The 21314-nt window shown below is 63.8% G+C and carries 19 protein-coding genes, 1 tRNA gene and 2 pseudogenes; 20 read left to right on the forward strand and 2 right to left on the reverse strand.

Annotated elements, in window-relative coordinates:
• Positions 1 to 82 precede the first annotated feature (82 nt).
• A complete protein-coding gene (locus AC1DW2_RS15635; protein ID WP_008132040.1) occupies positions 83 to 229 on the forward strand; it encodes a hypothetical protein in 147 nt (48 codons plus the stop codon).
• Between the two features lie 81 nt (positions 230 to 310).
• On the opposite strand, the gene AC1DW2_RS15640 is transcribed toward AC1DW2_RS15635, so the two are convergent.
• Positions 311 to 505, reverse strand: coding sequence for a hypothetical protein (locus tag AC1DW2_RS15640; RefSeq protein ID WP_039148908.1), 195 nt, complete (start codon positions 503 to 505; stop codon positions 311 to 313).
• 262 nt (positions 506 to 767) lie between these two features.
• Here AC1DW2_RS15640 and AC1DW2_RS15645 point away from each other — a divergent pair, with 262 nt between their 5' ends.
• The 11 genes from AC1DW2_RS15645 (at position 768) to AC1DW2_RS15695 (ending at position 12873) form a co-directional block, all read left to right on the forward strand.
• Positions 768 to 1031, forward strand: coding sequence for a hypothetical protein (locus tag AC1DW2_RS15645; RefSeq protein ID WP_231141931.1), 264 nt, complete (start codon positions 768 to 770; stop codon positions 1029 to 1031).
• Positions 1032 to 1471: 440 nt separating this feature from the next.
• On the forward strand, positions 1472 to 2395 hold the full coding sequence (locus tag AC1DW2_RS15650; protein ID WP_477006505.1) for an ABC transporter substrate-binding protein: 924 nt from the start codon (positions 1472 to 1474) through the stop codon (positions 2393 to 2395).
• Positions 2395 to 4017 carry an amino acid ABC transporter permease/ATP-binding protein gene (locus AC1DW2_RS15655; protein WP_477006506.1) on the forward strand — a complete coding sequence of 541 codons (1623 nt, stop codon included), beginning with the start codon at positions 2395 to 2397 and terminating at the stop codon, positions 4015 to 4017. Before AC1DW2_RS15650 ends, AC1DW2_RS15655 begins: the two co-directional genes overlap by 1 nt.
• Before the next feature lie 43 nt (positions 4018 to 4060).
• The gene (locus AC1DW2_RS15660; protein WP_477006507.1) at positions 4061 to 5302 is read left to right on the forward strand and encodes an acetamidase/formamidase family protein; all 1242 of its coding nucleotides are present in this window, start codon (positions 4061 to 4063) and stop codon (positions 5300 to 5302) included.
• Positions 5303 to 5558: 256 nt separating this feature from the next.
• Entirely contained in the window at positions 5559 to 7889 is a 2331-nt protein-coding gene (locus AC1DW2_RS15665; protein ID WP_477006508.1) for an acetamidase/formamidase family protein, read from the forward strand.
• 14 nt (positions 7890 to 7903) lie between these two features.
• On the forward strand, positions 7904 to 8287 hold the full coding sequence (locus AC1DW2_RS15670; RefSeq protein ID WP_085401464.1) for a RidA family protein: 384 nt from the start codon (positions 7904 to 7906) through the stop codon (positions 8285 to 8287).
• Between the two features lie 248 nt (positions 8288 to 8535).
• Entirely contained in the window at positions 8536 to 9699 is a 1164-nt protein-coding gene (locus tag AC1DW2_RS15675) for a PspA/IM30 family protein (protein WP_477006509.1), read from the forward strand.
• Between the two features lie 10 nt (positions 9700 to 9709).
• Positions 9710 to 10369, forward strand: coding sequence for an OB-fold-containig protein (locus AC1DW2_RS15680; protein ID WP_085401466.1), 660 nt, complete (start codon positions 9710 to 9712; stop codon positions 10367 to 10369).
• Positions 10370 to 10392: 23 nt separating this feature from the next.
• On the forward strand, positions 10393 to 12087 hold the full coding sequence (locus tag AC1DW2_RS15685; RefSeq protein ID WP_071914103.1) for a flotillin family protein: 1695 nt from the start codon (positions 10393 to 10395) through the stop codon (positions 12085 to 12087).
• A 210-nt stretch (positions 12088 to 12297) separates the two neighbouring features.
• Positions 12298 to 12666, forward strand: coding sequence for a hypothetical protein (locus tag AC1DW2_RS15690; RefSeq protein WP_354175623.1), 369 nt, complete (start codon positions 12298 to 12300; stop codon positions 12664 to 12666).
• Positions 12667 to 12798: 132 nt separating this feature from the next.
• Positions 12799 to 12873 (forward strand) — tRNA-Asn (locus tag AC1DW2_RS15695).
• 152 nt (positions 12874 to 13025) lie between these two features.
• On the opposite strand, the gene AC1DW2_RS15700 is transcribed toward AC1DW2_RS15695, so the two are convergent.
• Complete coding sequence (locus AC1DW2_RS15700; protein WP_477006510.1) at positions 13026 to 13910, reverse strand: helix-turn-helix domain-containing protein; 885 nt, start codon at positions 13908 to 13910, stop codon at positions 13026 to 13028.
• Between AC1DW2_RS15700 and AC1DW2_RS15705 the strand changes: the two genes are divergently transcribed.
• From AC1DW2_RS15705 to AC1DW2_RS15740, 8 genes and pseudogenes are all read left to right on the forward strand, one after another.
• Positions 13890 to 14069 carry a hypothetical protein gene (locus AC1DW2_RS15705; protein ID WP_223153560.1) on the forward strand — a complete coding sequence of 60 codons (180 nt, stop codon included), beginning with the start codon at positions 13890 to 13892 and terminating at the stop codon, positions 14067 to 14069. The two genes, AC1DW2_RS15700 and AC1DW2_RS15705, sit on opposite strands and share 21 nt — an antisense overlap.
• A 459-nt stretch (positions 14070 to 14528) precedes the next feature.
• Complete coding sequence (locus AC1DW2_RS15710; protein ID WP_085399537.1) at positions 14529 to 15542, forward strand: formylglycine-generating enzyme family protein; 1014 nt, start codon at positions 14529 to 14531, stop codon at positions 15540 to 15542.
• 18 nt (positions 15543 to 15560) lie between these two features.
• A pseudogene (locus tag AC1DW2_RS15715) lies at positions 15561 to 17269 on the forward strand (arylsulfatase).
• A gap of 72 nt (positions 17270 to 17341) precedes the next feature.
• Positions 17342 to 19162, forward strand: a complete 1821-nt coding sequence (locus tag AC1DW2_RS15720) for an arylsulfatase (protein WP_477006511.1) — start codon at positions 17342 to 17344, stop codon at positions 19160 to 19162.
• Between the two features lie 167 nt (positions 19163 to 19329).
• Positions 19330 to 19527, forward strand: a pseudogene (locus AC1DW2_RS15725) (haloacid dehalogenase-like hydrolase); the annotation flags it as partial.
• Positions 19528 to 19596: 69 nt separating this feature from the next.
• A complete protein-coding gene (locus tag AC1DW2_RS15730) occupies positions 19597 to 20094 on the forward strand; it encodes a hypothetical protein (RefSeq protein ID WP_477006512.1) in 498 nt (165 codons plus the stop codon).
• Between the two features lie 32 nt (positions 20095 to 20126).
• On the forward strand, positions 20127 to 20366 hold the full coding sequence (locus AC1DW2_RS15735; protein WP_477006513.1) for a DUF3302 domain-containing protein: 240 nt from the start codon (positions 20127 to 20129) through the stop codon (positions 20364 to 20366).
• Positions 20366 to 21307, forward strand: a complete 942-nt coding sequence (locus AC1DW2_RS15740; protein ID WP_477006514.1) for an HlyD family secretion protein — start codon at positions 20366 to 20368, stop codon at positions 21305 to 21307. The genes AC1DW2_RS15735 and AC1DW2_RS15740 overlap by 1 nt, the downstream gene beginning before the upstream one ends.
• Positions 21308 to 21314: the final 7 nt, after the last annotated feature.

Consider the following 21314-nt stretch of genomic DNA (forward strand, 5'->3'; position numbering starts at 1 on the left):
GGACACCAGCGATTCAGGCCCGATGGCATAGACTTCGCATCTGCGAAGTGATGCGTCACGAACCCCTGGAGCTGGAGAGCACGTGAGCGACGTCGTCCGATTTGTCCCGAAATCCGAGCTGGAGCGGGCTCGCCTCATTCGCGAGGCCCGTGCGATCTATGACAGCATCTTTCCGCCGGCCGCACCCGATCGGGCGCCGCAGGACGGCGAGGAGCGGGTCAAGACCTGATCGGTCCCGCGCCATTCCGGCGCATGGCCGATAGCAAAACGCCCGCGGGAGCGGGCGCATCGGTTGACGTTGAAAGTGGTCTCAACAGGCCGCGTACCAGCCGTCCGGAAACGGCAGAAGGGGCCAGGCGCCCTCATTGTCATTGGCGGCTTTGGGCGTTGCGACGTACGACCACGAGCGGGGCACGAATTCCTCCTCCGGCTCGGGCGCGAAATCTTGATAGACCATGGCGTCCCGGACGGCATCCAGCAGCAAGTTGAATTCGGCTTCGCTCATCGCACCCTCGCAGAACGCGGATGGCGCAATGTCGCAAAGCCGGTTTGTTACCCGATTGAGCCGATCGTTCGCATTTTAGCGACCCGGCGATCGGGCTCTGATTGGTTAGCGATTCCTTAAAATCCCCGCGGAACCGTACGTTCCTCCCGTCCGGCCGCAGTGTGAAAGAGATCACATCCCCCGCGATTTATTTCTCCTACCCCTCGGCCCGCCCCAGGCCAGCGAAGGCCGGGGGCGGGCAAGGCAGACGGGAGACTTGGTCATGAAGGCAAGATTCTTACGGTTTGCGGGTGCGAGGAGCCGGGCGCGCCGCGCCTCGACGGTCGGGCTGTTCCTGGCGCTGTTCGCCTCCGCCGCCAATGCACAGCAGGGAACGCCGGAGCAGCGCCGGGCCTGCACCCCCGACGTCTACCGGCTCTGCGCCGGCGAGATCCCCAACGTCCGCGCCATCACGGCCTGTCTGCGCCGTAACCGGTCAAGCTTGAGCGAGGCTTGCCGCACCGTCTTCGACCAGGCCGGCGGCTGACATAGCCGCCCTGTGGGTTTGTGCGCAGCAAGTGGCTCGTGCGGCCTCGCGAATCCGGCATAGTCGGCCTGTGGATATGCTGCGGACAGGCTGTGGAAAGCGGTGAGATGCTGTGGATGTCGTCCACAGATGCGTCTGCCCCGCGCCTCATTTCCGTTGGCGAACGTCATATCTCTGTCAAATATCCTGACTGATTGATTCTCCGACCGTGCAGATCATTGCGTCGCGCGAGATCATTTGGTTCTCCCGAATTCGGAATTGCGTGCCGCAGGACACCTGACGCACGAACAGTTTTTGTGCAGCCGGCTGCCCAATTCGCGGGCCCCATTCATCCAATTTTTTGTACGCCCGCGGACAAGCTTTCCCGTCCGCACTCCACCTAGGCTCGTTCCCGAGATCTGGAACATGGCCAGTGCCATGACAATTCGAAGGAGCTGGAGATGGAGACACGGGTATTGCCCCATGCACGGGCACGGGGGATCGCACGCGCATCATTGCCATGGCGCAAGGTCGCACTCGGCGCAACCATCGCTTTCGGCTTCGTCGCCGCGGCACCGTTGAGCGCGCAGGCCGCCGCGCCCGCCGCCTGCGCCGCACTCCAGGAGAAATATCCGGACTGGAAGGGCAAGACCCTCGTCAACGCCATCAACCCGCACACGCCGGGCTATGAAACGATCGACCCGAAGGATCCCAGCAAATATATCGGCTTCGACATCGATCTTGGCGAAGCCATCGGCGAATGCCTCGGCTTCAAGCTGACCTACAAGCCGGTGACGTTCGCAGCACTCCTCACAACACTCGCTGCCGGCCAGGCGGACATCGTCATCTCCGACATCTACGCCACCAAGGAGCGCGCGAAGGCCGCCGACTTCATCACCTACTCGAAAGTGTTCGACGGCGTGCTGGTCGCCAAGGGCAACCCGAAGGGCATCAACGGCATCAACACGTCGATGTGCGGTGCTGCTGCCGCCGAAAACACCGGCTATGTCGAGGTGCCCCTGATCCAGGCCCTGATCCCGGAATGCAAGAAGGCCGGCAAGGCCGAGCCGACAATCCAGCTCTACGACAACAACGCCAACTGCATCCAGGCCATCCTGGCCGGCCGCGCCGACACCTACATCAACGACGTCAATACCGTCGACAGTGCGGTGAAGGCCTATCCGGACAAGCTGGAGAAGGCGATCGCGGTGACGATCCCGTATTCGGTCGGCATCGCCGTCCCGAAGGACAAGCCGAAATTCCGCGACGCCGTGCTGGCCGCACTGATCGAGGTGCAGAAGGCCGGCACGCATATGGAGCTTCTGAAGAAGCATGGGCTCGACGTGAACAACTTCAAGGAGCCGGACATTCTGACGGCTGACTGATGTCGCTGTTCCTCCATTATTTGAGCATGCCGTATCTGCTCGAGGGCATCGAGCTCACCCTCGAGGTGACCGCCCTCGGGCTCGGCGGCGGATTGATCCTCGGATTGATCCTCGCCGGCATGCAGCTCTCGCGCTTCTGGCCCCTGGCGGCGATCGCCAGGGCCTACACCGTGATCTTCCGCGGCACGCCGCTGATCCTGCAGATGGTGTTCGCCTACGATGCGTTACCGCATATCGGCATCAAGCTGCCGGCGGTGCTGGCGGCCGGCCTCGCGCTCGCCTGCAACGAGGCGCCGTTCATCGCGGAGATGCTGCGCGCCGGCGTGCTCGGCGTCGATCGCGGGCAGGTGACGGCCGGCCAGGCGCTCGGCATGACGCCGCGGATCCTGATGTGGAGGGTGATCGCGCCGCAGGCGATCCGCACCATGATCCCGGCCTTCAGCAACGAGGCCGTCAGTGCGCTGAAGAATTCCTCGCTGGCGTCCGTCGTCGCAGTCCAGGAGCTGACCTTGCGCTCGACGCAGCTTGCGTCCTCGACCTTCGACTTCTTCTCGATCTTCTTCGCCTCTGGCCTCTTGTACCTCGTGCTGACCTTCGCCATCAGCGTCATCCAGTTGTTCGTCGAATGGCTGCTCGATCTCGACCGCGCCAAGGGACGGAAGCGCAAGCTCGCCGATTACCTGCCGTGGCGTCGCGTCGATCTCGGCGCCAAGCTGGGGCTTGCGGAGGCGACCGTCGCCGATCCCGAACCCGTGCAGGCAGAGCTGACCGACACGCCGCCGCTTGCTCTGACCAGAGAGGAGCGCACGCGGCGTTCTGCGACGATCGCGCGCAACAACATCGCAGTCGAGACCAAGGACCTCACCAAGAGCTACGGCACGCAAAAGGTGCTCGGCGGCCTCGATCTGACCGTTCGCGTCGGCGAAGTGGTCGCGCTGCTCGGCCCCAGCGGCTCCGGCAAGAGCACGCTGCTCCGCTGCATCAACCATCTCGAAAGCTGGGACGGAGGCACCGTGCGCGTCGGCGGCCGCCGTCTCGGCTTTGACGACGACGGTAAGTTGCTGTCACCCCGGGCCATCGCCAACGAGCGGGCAACCGTCGGTGTCGGCATGGTGTTCCAGCAGTTCAATTTGTTCGCCCATCTGTCGGCACGCGAAAACATCGCCGGGCCTTTGCGCTGGGTCCACGGTATGACCCGGATCGACGCCGACCGTCGCGCCACCGAGCTGCTCGACCGCGTCGGTCTCTCGCATCGCGCCGACGCGCTGCCGCGACATCTCTCCGGCGGCCAGCAGCAGCGCGTCGCCATCGCCCGCGCGCTGGCGCCCAATCCAAGCGTGCTGCTTTTGGACGAGCCGACCTCGGCGCTCGATCCCGAGCTCGTCAACGAGGTGCTTGAAGTGATCCGGCGGCTCGCCATCGACGACGGCCTCACCATGATCATCTCGACGCACCAGATCCGCTTTGCCGATGAAGTCGCCGACCGCGTCGCTTTCTTGAGCGGCGGCACCATCATCGAGGAGGGACCGGCGCACGAGGTACTCACCAATCCCCGCAATCCGCTGACGGCGCGTTTCCTCAGCGTGATGGAAGCCGACAAGGCTCCGGAGGCCGTGCAATGAGCGCTGCCTTCGTAAGGTTCAAGACTCCCGAAGAGGCCACCTCATGAAGCATTTCACGCTGCCGGTTTCGCCGAAAACCGTCCACTGGGGCTATTTCTCCAAGAAAGTCGCGCCGGCCCTGACGCTGCGCTCGGGAGACCGCGCCACCATCGAGACGCTGACCCATCACGCCAATGACGATTACGAGCGCATGATCCAGGGCGATCCCGGCGCCGAGAGCGTGTTCCAGTGGACGCGCGAGCACAAGGCGGTCGCGCGCCGCGGCTCCGGGCCGGTCGAAGGTCCGTTTATCCGCGGCGCAGGCGAGGGGGTTGGCGTGCATCTTCTCACCGGACCGGTCGCGATCGAAGGCGCCGAGCCCGGTGACATCCTGGAAGTGCGCATCCTCGATATCAGGCCGCGGCCGAGCTGCAGCGCCTGCCACGCCGGCCGCTGCTTCGGCTCCAACGTGGCCGCAAACTGGGGCTTTCACTATCACGATTTGATCGAGGAGCCGAAGCCGCGCGAGGTCGTCACCATCTTCGAGCTCGACACCTCGGGCGCGCCTTATGCGAAAGCGGTCTACAACTACGTGTGGACGCCGCAGACCGACCCCGACGGCATCGTGCATCCCACCATCGACTATCCCGGCGTGCGCGTCGATCACGCCACCGTCAGGAAGCGCGAAAACATTCTGTCGAGCGTGAGGGTGCCCGCGCGATTGCATTTCGGCACCATGGGCCTCGCGCCCTCGGAAGCTGATTTCGTCAGCTCGATCCCACCGAGCTACACCGGCGGCAACATCGACGACTGGCGCATCGGCAAGGGCGCGCGGATGTTCTATCCGGTCGCAGTCCCCGGCGCCTATTTCTCGGTCGGCGATCCCCACGCCGCGCAAGGCGACAGCGAGCTCGGCGGCACCGCAATCGAGACCTCGCTCACCGGCGATTTCGAGTTCATCCTGCACAAGAAGGCTGATCTGGCCGGCACCAGTCTGGAGGGCCTCGACCATCCGATGCTGGAGACCGATCACGCCTGGTCGTTCTACGGCTTCACCTATCCGAACTATCTGGCCGCGCTCGGCGCCGACGCACAAACCGAGATTGCTAATCACTCGAGCCTCGACCGTGCGATGCGCGATGCGTTCAGAAAACTCCGGCGGTTCCTGATGACCGTGCATGGTCTCAGCGAGGACGAGGCGATCTCGCTGCTGTCGGTCGGCGCCGATTTCGGCGTCACTCAGGTCGTCGACGCCAATTGGGGCGTCCACGGCACGATCCGCAAGAACATCTTTCGATGCGATTGACGGGGGTAGCCCGGATGGAGCGAAGCGCAATCCGGGACAGCGTCGATGGCGGCCCGATTCCCGGATTACGCTTCGCTCCATCCGGGCTACGCAACGTGCTTGATGCAGCAATTGGGCGCTAACACTCTGAAGGAAATTCCATTTCCCGGATGAACGCTTGACCACCGAACGTCATTTGCGGCCCGTTGCTGCGACGGATGACCGCGTTCGTCTGGCACAGAGGTTGCTTCGATCAACCGCAATCTGGGTTGATCCGATGAGCTTCCGGCCGTTCACGAGCGAGTCCTACGCGCAAGACGATCGCCCCGAAGCCTGGCGGGACGTGCTGGCGGCGGTCGGCCTGCAGCCGGCGACCGGCCATTCCTACTTTGACGGACACGCAACCGCATCGCATCGCCACACCGCAGGTGTTGCGCTGACGCGGATGGCGGCTGGCGCGCAAAGCGTCGCGCCGCTATCGCAAGCGAATGAAGACCTTCCGATCGCGCTGATCCCGGTCGAGGACGGCATGGTGCTGAAGAGCGCCGGCGGCCACCGCATCGTTCCGGTCGGCCATCTCGTGCTGCTGCCACGGAGCGGAGACTGGAGCATCGTGTTCCAGCGTGACATGCGGGCCATCGTGCTGTCGGTGACCTCGGAAGCGCTGCACGGACGCCTCTCGGGCAAGCCGCGGCTCGGCGAGCCCCGCGTGGTTCCACCCAGCGGCTTTGCCGATGTGTTCTCGCGTCTGCTGGACGCGACCGCGCGCACGCTCGACACGCTGAGCGATGCCGAATGGAATTCGGTCGCGCAGTCGCTCGTTGATCTGCTCCTGACGCTCGCGCATCAACTGGCGGCCTCGACGTCCGATGCCGGATCGAGTGCGACGCAGGCAGCGCTCCTGCATCGGATCTGCCAGACCATCGAGCGGCGGCTCGACGATCCCGAACTGGCGCCGGCGCGCGTCGCGCAGGCCGAGGGGATTTCCGAGCGCTACCTGCAAAAACTGTTCGAGACGGTCGGCGACAATTTCACCCATTACGTCCGGGAGCGCCGCCTCCAGCGTGCCTGGGCCGATCTGTCCAATCCGACCGAGGCGCTTCGTTCGATCTCGGAGATCGCCTACGCCTACGGCTTTGGCGATTCCGCACATTTCAGCCGCGCCTTCCGTCATCGCTTCGGCCTGCCGCCCCGCGAGTTTCGCCAGCAGGAGGCGGAGCGGGCGACCTTGCAGCACGGCATTGCCGGCCAGCGCGGCTGGCCGCAGGAGGCGCTGGCGCAGCTCCGCGTGCATTCGAGCGTCGAAGCACGCAGCACCGTTGCGTGTGCCGACACCGAGGAGCGGACGACCACGGAACGCAGGCATCACCATCTCCCGGTCGAGGCCAGCCGCGTCCATTGGGGTTATTTCAGCCGCTCGCTATCGCCGCAAATCGAGATCGCCTCGGGCGACACCATCACCATCGAGACGCTGACGCAGCACGCCTCCGATGCGCCCGAGATGATGATCGCGGGCGATGCCGGTGCTGAAAGCGTGTTCGGCTGGACACGGGACAAGAAGAACGTCGATCGTCGCGGCGCTGGCCCGATGGATGCCAGCGTGTTCGGCCGTGGCGCCGGCGAAGGATTTGGCGTGCACATCTGCACGGGGCCGGTCGCGGTGAAGGATGCCCAGCCCGGCGACGTGCTGGAGGTGCGCATCCTCGACATCGTGCCGCGCGCGAGCCGCAATCCGAACCATGCCGGCCGCGTGTTCGGCTCCTCGGTCGCGGCTTGGTGGGGCTATCACTACAACGAGTTTCTCGGCGGTCCCATGCCGCGCGAGGTCGTCACCATCTACGAGATCTTCGACGATCCCGAGGAGCCGCACGCCCGGGCGCTTTATTCCTATCGCTGGGAGCCGCAGACCGACCCCTTCGGCGTCGTGCACGCCACCTACGACTATCCCGGCGTCCCCGTCGCGCCCGCCACGGTGAAGCGCCGGCATGCCGTACTCGATGGCATCCGCATTCCCCTGAGGCCGCATTTCGGCGTGATCGCGGTGGCGCCGCGCGAGGTCGATTTCGTCGACTCCGTGCCGCCGTCCTATTTCGGCGGCAACCTCGACAATTGGCGGCTGGGGAAGGGGTCTACCGTCTATCTTCCGGTTTCGGTGCCCGGCGCGCTGCTCTCGGTTGGCGATTCCCATGCCACGCAGGGCGACGGCGAGCTCAGCGGCACCGCGATCGAATGTTCGATGACAGGGACGTTCGAGGTGATCCTGCACAAGAAGGCCGAACTGGCCGGCCAGCCCTTTGCCGACCTCTCCTATCCCCTGATCGAGACCGAGACCGACTGGGTGTTGACCGGGTTCAGCCATCCCAACTATCTCGCCGAGTTCGGCGCGCAGGGCCAGAGCGAGGTCTACGCAAAGTCCTCGCTCGACCTTGCCATGAAGGATGCGTTCCGGAAAATGCGGCGCTTCCTGATGAACGTCAAAGGCCTCAGCGAGGACGAGGCGATCGCGCTGATGTCGGCCGCCGTCGATTTTGGCGTCACCCAGGTCGTCGACGGCAATTGGGGCGTGCACGCCATCCTCAGCAAGCGCCTGTTCCGGGACTTGCCTTAACAAGGACACCTCAAGTGAAATTCCACATGATCAGCGGCGGACCGAAGCCGGTCGCGCCCTTCAGCCACGCCGTCGAGACCGACGGGTTTGTCTTCGTCACCGGCCAGATGCCGGACACGCCGCAGGCGCCGGGTGTGCTGCCCGACGGCATAGAGGCGCAGACGCGGGCCGTGATGGAGAATTTGAAGGTGGTGCTCGCCGGCCTCGATCTCGGCCTCGAGCACGTCGTGATGACGCGGATCTATCTGACGCGTTTCAAGGAAGACTACGCCTCAATGAACGAGACCTATCGCAGCTTCTTCGCACCGGATCGTTTGCCGGCTCGCACGTGTGTCGGCGTCACCGGGCTCGCCTATGATGCGCTGATCGAGATCGACCTGGTGTGCCGGCGGCCGTGAGCTCGGCTTTCGCAGCCCGGGCGAGCGAAGCCATATCCGGGACACGAGAGTGGCAGTTGCCAAACGCTCCCTCCACTTCGTCTTAAATTGCAACCCGCGCGTGCAAGAAGTCTTGATCGGCGGTGATCTAGGAGTGATCCGCCGCCTTGAACGCACCAATGGCCGCCAGCGACCAATCCATAGAGTGCCCAAGGATCAGTGGAACGTGATCGCACCTCCTCTTCCTAAAGCACCAAAATGGTGCTTTAGTGCTTTCCATGAGCCCGTCGTCCCGAAACGCGCCATCCGCGCTGCGTTACAGGCTTGCCCCTGACCCGGCCGCCAAGGCCGCCATGGAGGCGACGTTCCAAGCCTATGACCGCATGATGGAGATCCTGGACGAGGTGGCGCGGAGCCATAACGTCGGCTCCAATGTCGTCCTGCTCCATGCCCATGCCTATGAGCCGATCCGGAAAGAAACCGCACTGCCGTCGCGGCTGGTGACGCTGGGCCTGCGCGACCGCGCCGATTATCGTGCCGCGCAGGGCCGCCGCCTGCCGCTGGACGACAAGCTCGCCAAGATCAAGGGCCCCGCCACCATTTCGATTGCAACCGTGCAGGGGCGCTTCAGCGTGCCCTTCGACTATGCCGGCTATGCCGAGGGTTGGGGGCAGAGCGCGCCCGCGCACCTCATCCGCACCGACGACGGCTTCGAAGTTCACTACGGCGTCACGCCGAACAGTCTGCCAGAGGAGGAGAACGCCATGGATACCATCGCTGCCGCCCCCGACAACTTCCTGTCCCGGGTCGGGCGCCTGATCGCCGGGATCGCCTATGACGCGATCGAGCAGGCGGAGGGGAAGAACAAGCTGAACGTGGTTGGCCAAGCCATCCGCGAGATCGAGCGCGCGGAGAGCGAAGCGCGCGATGCGCTCGCGGCCGCGCGCGCCGAGGAATACCGTCTCAACGCGCGCCGCACCGAGATCGAACGCGAGATGACCGATCTTGCGCCCAAGATCGAAGGTGCGATTGCTGATAGCCGGGACGATCTCGCACGCGCCGGCATCGCGCGGCAGATGGACCTCGAGGCGCAGTTCGAGGTGCTCTCCCGCGCCATTGATGAGAACAACGAGAAGATCGAGCAGTGCGTGACGTCGCTGCGCGCCGTGCTGTCAGCGCTCCAGGATGCCGAGCAACGCCGCGCCGATCTCGAAAAGAGCGAGGCTCACGCAAGCCATCAGGCCTCGACGTCGCCCCGGAAGTCCGGTGGTGCCTCGGCGGCAGCGAAGGCCTTGCGCGCGAGCAGGGCGGTGGCGCGCGCCACCGGCGTTCCGGCAGCGATCCCGTATTCAAGCGACATCGACGAGCTCAGCACGTTGCATCGCGACAAGGAGATTGCAGCGAGGCTGGCGCGGTTGAAGTCGCGCTCCTGAGTAATGTGTCATGAGCGCTCTGCTCGAACACGTGATGTCGCCGGAGGTCAGGCCGTTTGCGATCGCGGCGGCCATGATCCTCATCGTCGGCTCGATCGAGGTGGTCTCGATGCTGGTCGGGGCCTCGCTGAGCGAGATGCTCGGCACCAACATCGATTTTGGTCACCCCAGCGACAATGGCGTGATCAACGCCATCTCCTGGATCAATGTCGGCGGCGTGCCGCTCTTGATCTTCCTGCTGTTGCTGCTCGGCGCGTTCTCCATCACCGGCTTCCTGATCCAGGACATCGCGCGGATGGTGGCGGGTCCCTTGCCGGCAACGCTCGCGTCGGTCGGAGCGGTCGCCGTCTCGATTCCGCTGGTCCGCGCCGCAAGCAGGGGCATCGCGCGGGTCATTCCCAAGGATGAAAGCTATGCCGTCGGCCTCGGCGATCTCGTCGGCCGCGTCGGCGAGGTCGTGATCGGCCCGCTCGATCAGGGGCCGCCCGGCCGCGTCAGCGTCGCCGACATCCACGGCAACCGCCATTTCGTGTGGGCGGTCGCCGCACCGTCATCATTGCCCCTGCCGCAGGGAACCATGGTCCTGCTGGTCGATCGCGCCGGCACCCGCTTCGTGGCGGTGAAGGCCGACGATGAACTGAAACCTTCCAAACCGCCTCTAAGCAGCTGACAAGTCATTTATCGGAGAAAGTCATGTTCGACATTGCAGTCCCGGCCATGATCGGCGTCGCGCTGATCGTCGTCCTCGGGATCGTCTTCACCATCCTCTACAAGCGCGCCACCCGCGACGAGGCCTTCGTGCGCACCGGCCTCGGCGGCAAGAAGGTCGTGCTCGACGGCGGCGCCATGATCCTGCCGATCTTCCACTCCTATGCCAGCGTCAATTTGAAGACGCTGCGGCTCACCGTCGAGCGCAAGGAGCGGGAGTCCCTGATCACCAAGGACCGCCTGCGCGTCGACATCGTCGCCGAGTTCTACGTGCGCGTCCGTCCTGACGATGAGAGCATTGCGCTCGCGAGCCAGACGCTGGGCGCGCTGACGAATGACGCCGAAGCCCTGCGTAACCAGGTCGAGGCAAAATTCGTCGACGGCCTGCGTTCGGTGGCGGCCACCATGTCCATCCTGGAGTTGCAGGAGAAGCGCAGCGACTTCGTCAAGCATGTGCAGGCGACCGTGGAATCGGACGTGAAATCCAACGGTCTCGAGCTTGAATCGGTGTCGCTGACCAAGCTCGACCAGACCGACGTCAAATTCTTCAACCCGGAGAACTTCTTCGACGCCGAAGGTCTGACCCAGCTGAAGACCGTTACCGAGACGCGCCGGCGCGACCGCAACTCGATCGTGCGCGACAACGAGGTGGCGATTGCGCAAAAGGACCTCGAGGCGCGGCAGCAGACCCTGACCATCGAGCGCACCAAGAAGGAGGCCGAGCTCTCCCAGGAGCGCGACATCGCCAACAAGACCGCGAGCACCCGCGCCGAGGTGGCGACTGCGACGCAGACGGCGCGCCTGACCGAGGAGAACGCCCGCATCGATACCGACCGCGCCGTCGCCGAGAAGGAGGCCGGCGCCAAGCAGGTCAAGGAAACAGCGGTCATCGAGTCGGATCTCGCCATCAACAAGCGCAAGACCGACGCGCAGCGCGAAATCCAGATCGCCACGCAGGAGAACGAGATCCAGATCGCGGCCAAGAGCAAGCAGACCTCGGAAGCCGTCGCCGACGCCAAGACCGCCGAGGCGCTCGCCGTCTCCGCGGAGGAAAAGGTCGTGACCGCACGCGCAGTCGAGGTCGCCGACCGTGCCCGTCTCACCCAGGTGCTCGCCGCGCGCACCGAGGCCGAGCGCAAGTCGACCGAGCTGATCGTCGCAGCCGAAGCCGAAAAGAAGGCCTCGCTCGATCGCGCCGAGGCCGTCAAGACGCTGGCCACCGCGGAAGCCGAGTCCAACAAGATCAAGGCTGTCGGCGTCAGGAATATCGGCGAGGCCGAAGCCGCCATCATCACGCTCAAGAACGAGGCGCAGAACAAGCTCGGCGCCAACGTCATCGACTTCGAGCTCGCCAAGAAGCGGATCGAGACCATGCCCTCGGCGCTGGCCGAGATGGTCAGGCCGATCGGAAATCTCAAGGACGTCCGCATCCTGCACACCGGCGGCGCGTTCGGCGGCAATGGCACCGGCGGCGGCAATGTCGGCTTCGGCGAAGGGCTTGCGGGCGAGCTCCTCAAGGTGCATGCGCTGCGTCCGATGATCGACGAGATCCTGCGCCAGAGCGGGTTTGCGCCGGGCGAGGATCCCGTGAAAGCGCTGGTCGGCGCCGTGACGGGAAAGAGCAACGGCGCCGCAGTGCCAGCGCCCGTGCCGGAGAAAACAAACACCGCCGATCTATGAACGCCGGTTCATTGCTGCGGAGAATTCGAATCGATATGAACTGCCCGTGCGCGTCTCGCGTCGCGCACGCTCCGGAGCGTCGATCGATCGCGTGTTGAACCACTCGATCGCGCTCCGGGTGAATTCTTCGAGGCAACGCCATTTGTTGCCGCGGTGCCTGCGCGGATCGACGTCAGGCACCGGAGCCTCTTTCGATCGGGGGAATTTCACATGAAGTATTTTCTGTCCGGACTGATCGCGATCGGTCTTGCGATCGCCGTTACGCCGTCGTTCGCGGCCGACGCCCGCAATGTCACCGTCGTCAACGAGACCGGCTATGCCATCAAATTCCTGGGCTTCAACGCGCCGGACGACGGCCTGGACGAATGGGAGAACGAGCTCGACAAGGTTTTGCAGAACCAGGCGAGCACCTATGTCGAGTTCGAAGAGGACGACGAGGGATGTGTCTGGAACATCCGCGTCGACTGGCAGAACTATGACGAATCCGTGCTCTGGAAGAACGTCAACCTCTGCAAGATCACCGCGCTTCGGCTGCGGTACGACTCCGGAACCAAGACCACGTCCTTCGTCGCCGAATAGCCTGACCTGACTTGAGCCAGGGGAGGGGTGGCGGCCCTTCCTCGGCGCATTGTGCAAGATCGCGAATTCGTCCTTTGCAAGCGCAAGCGGCTTTGTTATACGCAGCCGCGCGCGAACGACTGGTTCGCCCTTTCCTCGGTAGCTCAGCGGTAGAGCATCCGACTGTTAATCGGATGGTCGCTGGTTCGAATCCAGCCCGGGGAGCCAAAATCCAGCAAATTCAAAGCCTTACTTGCGTTGTAATTGCGCAACACCACCCGCGGCCACCGCGTTGGGCCCGGTGCACGGCTGTGCAGTCGGCCGGTGGGGAGGGAATCGGTCGGACCCTAGCCGTCCCCCAGCACAGCCGAACCAGGCGCCTATAACTCACGCTCAGAGGGTTGAACCCTCAGGCGAGGGACCGTTCGTCCTCCCAGGGTCTGCGACGGACGTTCCCCGAACATCGCATGGTAATACTGCGAGAACCGCCCGAGCTCGTAGAAGCCCTGCTGCATGGCGACAGCGGCCACGGTCGTCGAGCCCGGCACGCTCTCATGCAGAATGGAATGAACGGCACACAGCCGCTTGTGCCTGAGGAAGCTGACCGGGCCCAAGCCGAAGACCTCCTGGAACGCGCGATGGAGGGTGCGGCGCGACACCCCGAGAGCGGCGCAGATCTCCGAGACATGCACCGGGCGCGTGCCGGCCTCGTCGAGATACTCCTCGACCCGGCGGATCAGCCGCCTTGCCGAGGGCAGCCAGCCGGTGTCGTCGGGCGGTAGCGACGACATCACGTTGGCCGCCATGCATTCGACGATCGATCGCTTCCAGAAATCGGCGGTCGAGGGCGTCAGGCCGCTCCTGTAGGTGCGCAGATGTGACATGATCCGGACCAGACGATGTGCGGCGATCGCGCCGCTATCGGGGGCCGCCCGGAAATGGTCGCGCCTACGCCAGGTGTCGGGATTGCTCAGCCTCGCTTCGCCGCCGAACAGCGATGCGACCTCGTTGATGTCGAAGCGCATGGCGGCGTAAGCGGATGCACCGTGAAAGATTCCGTCATGCTCGAGCAGCGGCGGAATCACGAGCACGTCGTTGAGGCGCATGTCGAAGGACCAGTGGGTGACGCGCTCTTCGGCCGCGAGCAGCATCCCGATGATCAGCTTGTCGTCGCTGGCGACACGCTGCGTGCGCATGCCGACGCTGAAGGTGCCGATGCTGAGCGAGAAATCGCCGATGCCGACATGGGAGAGCGATCCGCGCAATCGCCCGCGCCCGAGCTGCATGACATCGACGTGCGAGCCGTGAACGGCCTGGTGAAGACCTTCGAAGCCGTCGAGCTTACGCGAATCAACCAGAAGGAATTGGCCCATGGCGCCACCCTGTTACTCAAGCGCGACAATTCTGCGGCAGGCGGCGGCTGAACACCACTACAACGCGAAGTGGGTACGACAGTCCGAGTTCGCGCTTTGAGGTAAATTATCGCCGAATTTGACGCGAGCTGTACGCCACACGACGCTGCGGATTGAGGAATTTGCGACATGTGTCGTTAAGCCTCACCGATCGGCGCGACGTATTGGCACAAACTGCACATCACGGGCATCCTATCTTCGGATACCATTTGCAACCTAGGCGATATCGGCAACGATCGTTCTGCGAACCGCGGGGCGGGGATGGCGGTATGGTGTTGCCGCGGGCTCGAAGGATGTGCGCAAAAGAGGGAGAGATGCTGACGCAAGTCTACGACACCCATCTCGCACCCTCGGCGCCAAGAAGAGGGGACCAGACAATGCGTCCAGAATGCCGGGCAATGTGCTCTCGTCGACGCCTGCTGAAATCCGCGCCATAGTATCGGGTGGAATACTCGTATCGGAGTTTCCACGATGCTGCGGGCGGATACGGATCACTGCGAGTGGTTGCCGGACGACGTGAAGACCGGCGAGATGGTCTTCATTCCCGGCGGGACCTTCCGTATGGGATCCGACCATCATTATCCCGAGGAGGCGCCGAGCCACCGCGTCTCCGTCGACGGTTTCTGGATCGACCGCACCTCCGTCACCAACCGGCAGTTCAAGCAATTCGTCAACGCGACCGGCCACGTCACCGAGGCGCAGATCGTTCCCGACCCCAAGGACTATCCCGGCGCGCTGAAGGAGATGCTCTACGCCGGCTCGCTGGTGTTCTCGCCGCTGCCGCGCATCACCGATCTCACCGACTGGAGCCAATGGTGGTCCTTCATGCGCGGCGCCAACTGGCGTCATCCTTACGGCCCCGGCAGCAACATCAAGGGCCTCGACGACCATCCGGTCGTGCACGTCTCCTATAGCGATGCGGCAGCCTATGCCCGCTGGGCCGGCAAGGAGCTGCCGACGGAAGCGGAATGGGAGTTCGCCGCGCGCGGCGGACTCGACGGCGAGGAGTTCGCCTGGGGCGATGCGCTGATGCCCGGCGGCAAGCACATGGCCAACATCTGGCAGGGCAATTTCCCCGTCCAGAATCTCGGCGAGGATGGGTTCAAGCGTACCTCGCCGGTCATGGCTTTCCCGCCGAACGGCTACGGCCTCCACGACATGATCGGCAATGTCTGGGAGTGGACCTCGGACTGGTGGTCGTCAAAGCATGCCGCCGATGCCGCAAAGCCTTGCTGCATTCCCAGAAATCCCCGCGGCGGCCGTGAGGAGGCGAGCTTTGATCCATGTCAACCCGACATCCGCATCCCGCGCAAAGTCTTGAAGGGCGGCTCGCATCTCTGCGCGCCGAACTATTGCCGTCGCTACCGCCCCGCGGCGCGCCACGCCGAGCCGGTCGATACTTCAACCAGCCATGTCGGCTTCCGCTGCGTGATGCGGACGCCTCTCGTTGTTCATCGCGAACAAGAAGGGTCTGCTGCAACATAGCAAGATAGGGAGTATCGCATGAGCAGCGAGTTGGAGAAGAACAACCCCCAGTCCGGGGCTGACCAGTCGATCAATCGCCGAAAACTGCTTTTGGGAACTTCGTCCATCGTCGCCGCGGCGACGCTGACATCGGAGGCACTGGCGCAAGCGCAGAAAGCGGCGCCAGGTTCAGCCGCGAGCCCGGCGGCTTCATCGGCGTCCGGCCGCAAGCCGAACATCCTCGTGATCTTCGGCGACGACATCGGACAGACCAATGTCTCCGCCTATTCCTTTGGTGTGATGGGCTATCGCACGCCGAACATCGACCGCATCGCGAAAGAAGGCATGATGTTCACGGACTATTACGCCGAGCAGAGCTGCACGGCGGGGCGGTCCTCGTTCATCACTGGCCAATGCACGCTGCGCACCGGCCTTTCAAAGGTGGGCATTCCCGGCGCGACCGTGGGTCTGCAAGCGCGAGACGCGACCATCGCAGAGTTGTTGAAGCCGCTTGGTTACGCCACCGGGCAGTTCGGCAAGAACCACCTCGGCGACCGCAATGAATATCTGCCAACCGTGCACGGCTTCGACGAGTTCTACGGCAATCTGTATCACCTCAACGCCGAGGAGGATCCGGAGAACCGCTTTTACCCAACCGGTATCCGAGACCAGATCGGCCCGCGGGGCGTGCTGCGCTGCAAGGCGTCGGATCGCGACGATCCGACCGAACATCCGCGCTGGGGCAAGGTCGGCAAGCAGACCATCGAGGACACCGGCGCGCTCACCAAGAAACGGATGGAAACGATCGACGACGAAACATCGGCCGCCGCCATCGATTTCATGCAACGTCAGGCGAGGGCCAACACGCCATTCTTCTGCTGGTTCAATACGACCCGAATGCACTTTCGCACACATGTACGTGAATCCCATCGTGGCCCGCCCGGGCTGACGGCTAGGACCGAATACGCCGACGGCATGATCGAAAACGACGCGACGATCGGAACGGTCCTCAAGGCTATCGACGATCTCGGCATCGGCAACGACACCGTCGTGATCTATACCACGGACAATGGGCCGCATCAGAACTCCTGGCCGGATGCGGGGACGACGCCGTTCCGCAGCGAAAAGAACACCAACTGGGAGGGCGCGTTCCGCGTGCCGTGCATGATCCGCTGGCCAGGACGAATTCAACCCGGCTCGATCTCGAACGAGACCATCAGCGCGCTCGACTGGATGCCGACCCTGCTGGCGGCCGCGGGTGAACCGGATATCAAGGACAAACTACTGAGGGGCACCAGGCCGGAAGCAAAACGTTCAAGGTCCATCTCGACGGATATAACCAGCTTCCCCACCTCACGGGTCAGCAGGAGCGCAGCGCGCGCAAGGAGTTTGTCTACTTCGACGATGATGGCGATGTGGTGGCTCTGCGCTACGAGAACTGGAAAGTCGTCTTCGAAGAGCAGCGTGCGCAAGGCACATTACGAATTTGGGCCGAGCCGTTCACCAAGCTGCGCGTGCCGAAACTCTTCGATCTGCGCTCGGACCCCTACGAGCGAGCGGATATCACGTCGAACACCTACTACGACTGGCTCATGACGGACGGAGCGGGTGTGTTCATTGCTGCGCCTAGAATTGTGGGGGAGTTCCTCGCCACCTTCAAGGAATTTCCCCCGAGTCAGCGGCCGTCGAGCTTCAGCATCGATCAGATCGTCGAGAAGATGCAGAGGAGTTTTCAAGTCACGCAATAGCGTGGCGTGACCGCCTGGCAGCAACGCCGAGCGGCTGACGTGAACGACCAATGAAACACAGGGAGCGTAGAAATGAGCGGCGAACTAAAGAACAAGAACAATTCCTCCGACGCTGAACAAACGATCAACCGCAGAAATCTGCTCCTTGGAACATCATCGATCGTCGCAGCAGTGACGCTGACATCGGAAGCATTGGCGCAAGCGCAGAAGGCCGCGCCTTCTCCCGCGCCAGCAGCAGCTCCGCCAGCGGGAGGCAAGCCCAACATTCTCGTGATCTGGGGCGACGATATCGGCATCGCCAATATCAGCGCCTACTCCAACGGATTGATGGGCTACGAGACGCCCAACATCGACCGCATCGCCCGCGAGGGGATCAAGTTCCTCCACTATTACGGCGAACAATCATGCACGGCGGGTCGCGCGGCGTTCCTGACCGGCCAACACGGCATTCGCAGCGGTCTGACCAAAGTCGGCTTTCCCGGTGCGCCGATGGGCATGAGCCAGCTCGACCCATCGATTGGCGGCCTCCTCAAAAATCTCGGCTATGGCACCGGACAGTTCGGCAAGAACCACGTCGGCGACCGCAACGAGTCGCTGCCGACCGTGAACGGCTTCGACGAATTCTTCGGCAATCTCTATCATCTCAACGCCGAGGAGGAGCCGGAACTACCCGACTATCCCAAGGACCCCAGCTACCTCGCCAAGTTCGGCCCCCGAGGCGTGCTGAGGTGCAAGGCGGCAGACCGCGACGATCCGACCGTAGACCCCCGCTTCGGCAAGATCGGCAAACAGACCATCGAAGATACCGGCGCGCTGACCAAGAAGCGCATGGAAACGATCGACGACGAGACGTCGGCCGCGGCCATCGACTACATGAAACGGCAACAGGCCGCCGGCAAACCGTTCTTCTGCTGGTTCAACGCCACGCGCATGCATTTGCGCACCCATGTGCGTACCGATCATCGCGGCCGCTACACGCATGGCGACAGCGAATACATCGACGGCATGCAGGAGCATGACGATACGGTGGGTACTCTGCTCAAAGCCCTCGACGATATGGGGATCGCCAACAACACCATCGTCGTCTACTCCAGCGACAACGGTCCTCACATGAACAGCTGGCCGGACGGCGCGATGACCTGGTTCCGTTCCGAGAAGAACACCAACTGGGAAGGCGCTTTCCGCGTGCCGTGCCTGGTGCGCTGGCCGGGCGTCATCAAGCCGGGCACGGTCACCAATGAGCTGATGAGCCACAACGACTGGATTCCGACGTTGTGCTCGGCGGCAGGTGAGCCCGACATCGTCAACAAGCTGAGCGCCGGGTACACCGCCAACGGCATCAACTACAAGGTCCATCTCGACGGGTTCGACCAGACCGCATTCCTGCGCAACGTCAGCGGCACGGCCGGCAACAACAACGGCGCCAAGAGCGCTCGTGACAAGTTCTTCTACTCGGATGATGACGGCTTGCTCGTGGCCTTGCGCAAGGGCGACTACAAGTATGTCTACGCCGAGCAGCGTCTGCCCGGCACACTGGGCGTCTGGGCCGAGCCCTTCACCAAGCTACGCCTCCAGAAGATATTCAACCTGCTTCAGGATCCGTTCGAGCGGGCTGACATCACCTCGAACACATTCTGGGACTGGCAACTCAACCATGTCGGGCAGGTCTACGGCGCGATGGACGACGTCGGCGCCTTCGTCATGACCTTCAAGGATTTTCCGCCGCGGTCGTTCCCACCGAGTTTCGTACCGGCCACGATCCTTGAAGAGCAGCTCGATGAGATCAAGGACAACCGCGCCAGGGCGGGACAACGCGCCCAGAGCATCGACAAGATACGCTCAGGCGTCAATCAGATGATCGAACAGCAGCTCCAGCAACGCGGAGTCAAATAGCTGACACCCCCATCCTCACCGGCCCGCGTCGTTGCGGGCCGGTGCCGCCTTCGTAGTTACTCGCTTGCGCCTATGAGATCCAGAATGCCCGTTTCCCTCGCATCTGCCAGCCGGCGTGGGTTTCTGATCGGTATCGCCGCCATCAATGCTGTCGCGGTCTGGAGTGCGGCGGAGCGCGCTTCGTCGGCATCGTCCATCACACCGATGCGGCCCGCGAATATTCCTACGACAGGGAGTCCAAGATCGGAAAGCTCGACAAGGCCTGGGACGAGGCCACGCAGCGCGGCTGGACCGTCGTCGACATGGCAAAGGACTGGACGACGGTGTTTGCGTCCGAACGCGGCACCGCGGAAGCGTCGCAATGACGAGGACGCGTGCGGGAAGCTGCATCAACGACAGCAATAACAAAGGGAGGGACAAGGATGTCTGGACATATGCGCACGTTTCGGTGGACGAGCTGCCTGCTGGCGGTGGCAACCGGCGCGTCGCTTCCGGTCGGGACATTGTCAGCGGCACCACTTCAGCCGGCGGCAATCCAGCAGGGCGCAACTGGACCATCCGATCTCATCGAGGTGCGTGCCGCTGTTCGCCGCGGCGGGGCCGCCATGGGCCCGCGTGGTGGTGCCGTGGTCCATCGCGGCGGCGCCGTGGTCGGCCCCCGCGGCGCGGCCTATCGCGGCCGGACCGCAGTGGTCGGACCGCGCGGCAACGTCGCCGTTCGCAGCACCACGGCCGTGGCCGGGCGCGGCGGCTGGGCGCGACCCGGCTATTACCATTGGCCGAGGGGCGGCGCGATCGCCGCCGGTGCTGCGATCGGCTTCGTGACAGCGGCCACGGCTGTGGCCTGGGCGGGTGCTGCGCCCGCGCCGGGGATGTGCTGGTACTACACCGATCCATCCCGCACGCAGGGTTTTTGGGACTACTGCCAATGAAGGCACGTCACTGACGCAATGAGGCGGCGGTCATGAGCGGCTACGACATCTTCGCCTGGATCGTGTTGGTGATCCTGCTCGCCAGCGCGATCGGCGTGGTCTGTATCGCKGGCTGGCTGCCCGGCCACATCGCGAAGTCGCGCAACCATCCTCATGCGCAGGCAGTGACTGTCGCCGGCTGGATCACGCTGTTCTTCGGCTTCGCGCTGTGGCCGATCGCGTTGATCTGGGCCTATCTCGACGTGCCCGCACACAAGGCGGGAGATGCGTGATGGGTGTCGCGCTCTTCAATACCTATCTCGTGCTGCTGTTCCTGCTGGTGCATTTCGGGATCGTACGCTTCAACCTGTTCTGGAAGGCGTCGCCCGCGATCGTGCTGGTGCTGCTGCTGTTCGGACTGCTGATCCCGATGGGGTGGGGCGCACCGCAGGGCAATGCGTTGGTCGTGCGCAATGCGGTCTCGATCGTGCCTGATGTGGCGGGCGAGGTGACGGATGTTCCGGTTCTTGCCAACGCGCCGCTGAGGGCAGGCGATGTCCTGTTCAAGATCGACCCGACGCCTTACGCGGCGCAGGTCAAGGCGATCGACGCGCAGTTCAAGCTCGCCAAGACGCGCCTCGGCCAGATGACGCAGCTCTACGAGCGCGACGCCGGCCGCAGCTTCGATGTCGAGCAGCGGCAATCGGAGGCCGACCAGCTCTCCGGCCAGCTCGAGGCCGCGCAGTGGAATCTCGACAAGACAGTGGTGCGCGCGCCGGCCGACGGCTACGTGACCAATCTCGCGCTGCGCAAGGGTGCGCGCGTGGCGAACCTGCCGCTGGCGCCGGTGATGGCGTTCATTGACAGCTCGAGCACCATCATCGGCGTCGAAATCAACCAGAACGATGCGCGCTACGTGGCGCCCGGCCAAGAGGTCGAGGCCACATTCAAATTCGCACCTGGGCAGATCTACTCCGGCAAGGTCGAGAGCCTGCTCCAGGCGATCGCGACCGGACAGGTGCAGACATCGGGCACGGCAGTCCTGCCGAAAGCCATCGAGGCCGCCCCCTTCGTCGTGCGCGTCAAGCTCGACGACGCCGATTTCGTCAAACGGTTGCCGGCCGGCAGCGCCGGAACGGCTGCGATCTACACCGATCACGTCAAACCGACCCACGTCGTGCGCCGCGTGATCCTGCGGCAGGTCGCGATCCTGAATTACGTCAATCCGTTCTAGCGAGAGG

Source organism: Bradyrhizobium sp. P3_C3 (genome assembly GCF_056402655.1).

Coding starts and splice junctions, on each gene's coding strand:
- AC1DW2_RS15655 (WP_477006506.1), top strand. CDS start 2,395: ATGTCGCTGTTCCTCCATTATTTGAGCATGCCGTATCTGCTCGAGGGC.
- AC1DW2_RS15740 (WP_477006514.1), top strand. CDS start 20,366: ATGGGTGTCGCGCTCTTCAATACCTATCTCGTGCTGCTGTTCCTGCTG.
- AC1DW2_RS15705 (WP_223153560.1), top strand. CDS start 13,890: ATGGGAGAGCGATCCGCGCAATCGCCCGCGCCCGAGCTGCATGACATC.
- AC1DW2_RS15730 (WP_477006512.1), top strand. CDS start 19,597: ATGCGCACGTTTCGGTGGACGAGCTGCCTGCTGGCGGTGGCAACCGGC.
- AC1DW2_RS15710 (WP_085399537.1), top strand. CDS start 14,529: ATGCTGCGGGCGGATACGGATCACTGCGAGTGGTTGCCGGACGACGTG.
- AC1DW2_RS15690 (WP_354175623.1), top strand. CDS start 12,298: ATGAAGTATTTTCTGTCCGGACTGATCGCGATCGGTCTTGCGATCGCC.
- AC1DW2_RS15645 (WP_231141931.1), top strand. CDS start 768: ATGAAGGCAAGATTCTTACGGTTTGCGGGTGCGAGGAGCCGGGCGCGC.
- AC1DW2_RS15665 (WP_477006508.1), top strand. CDS start 5,559: ATGAGCTTCCGGCCGTTCACGAGCGAGTCCTACGCGCAAGACGATCGC.
- AC1DW2_RS15660 (WP_477006507.1), top strand. CDS start 4,061: ATGAAGCATTTCACGCTGCCGGTTTCGCCGAAAACCGTCCACTGGGGC.
- AC1DW2_RS15720 (WP_477006511.1), top strand. CDS start 17,342: ATGAGCGGCGAACTAAAGAACAAGAACAATTCCTCCGACGCTGAACAA.
- AC1DW2_RS15650 (WP_477006505.1), top strand. CDS start 1,472: ATGGAGACACGGGTATTGCCCCATGCACGGGCACGGGGGATCGCACGC.
- AC1DW2_RS15685 (WP_071914103.1), top strand. CDS start 10,393: ATGTTCGACATTGCAGTCCCGGCCATGATCGGCGTCGCGCTGATCGTC.
- AC1DW2_RS15640 (WP_039148908.1), bottom strand. CDS start 505: ATGAGCGAAGCCGAATTCAACTTGCTGCTGGATGCCGTCCGGGACGCC.
- AC1DW2_RS15680 (WP_085401466.1), top strand. CDS start 9,710: ATGAGCGCTCTGCTCGAACACGTGATGTCGCCGGAGGTCAGGCCGTTT.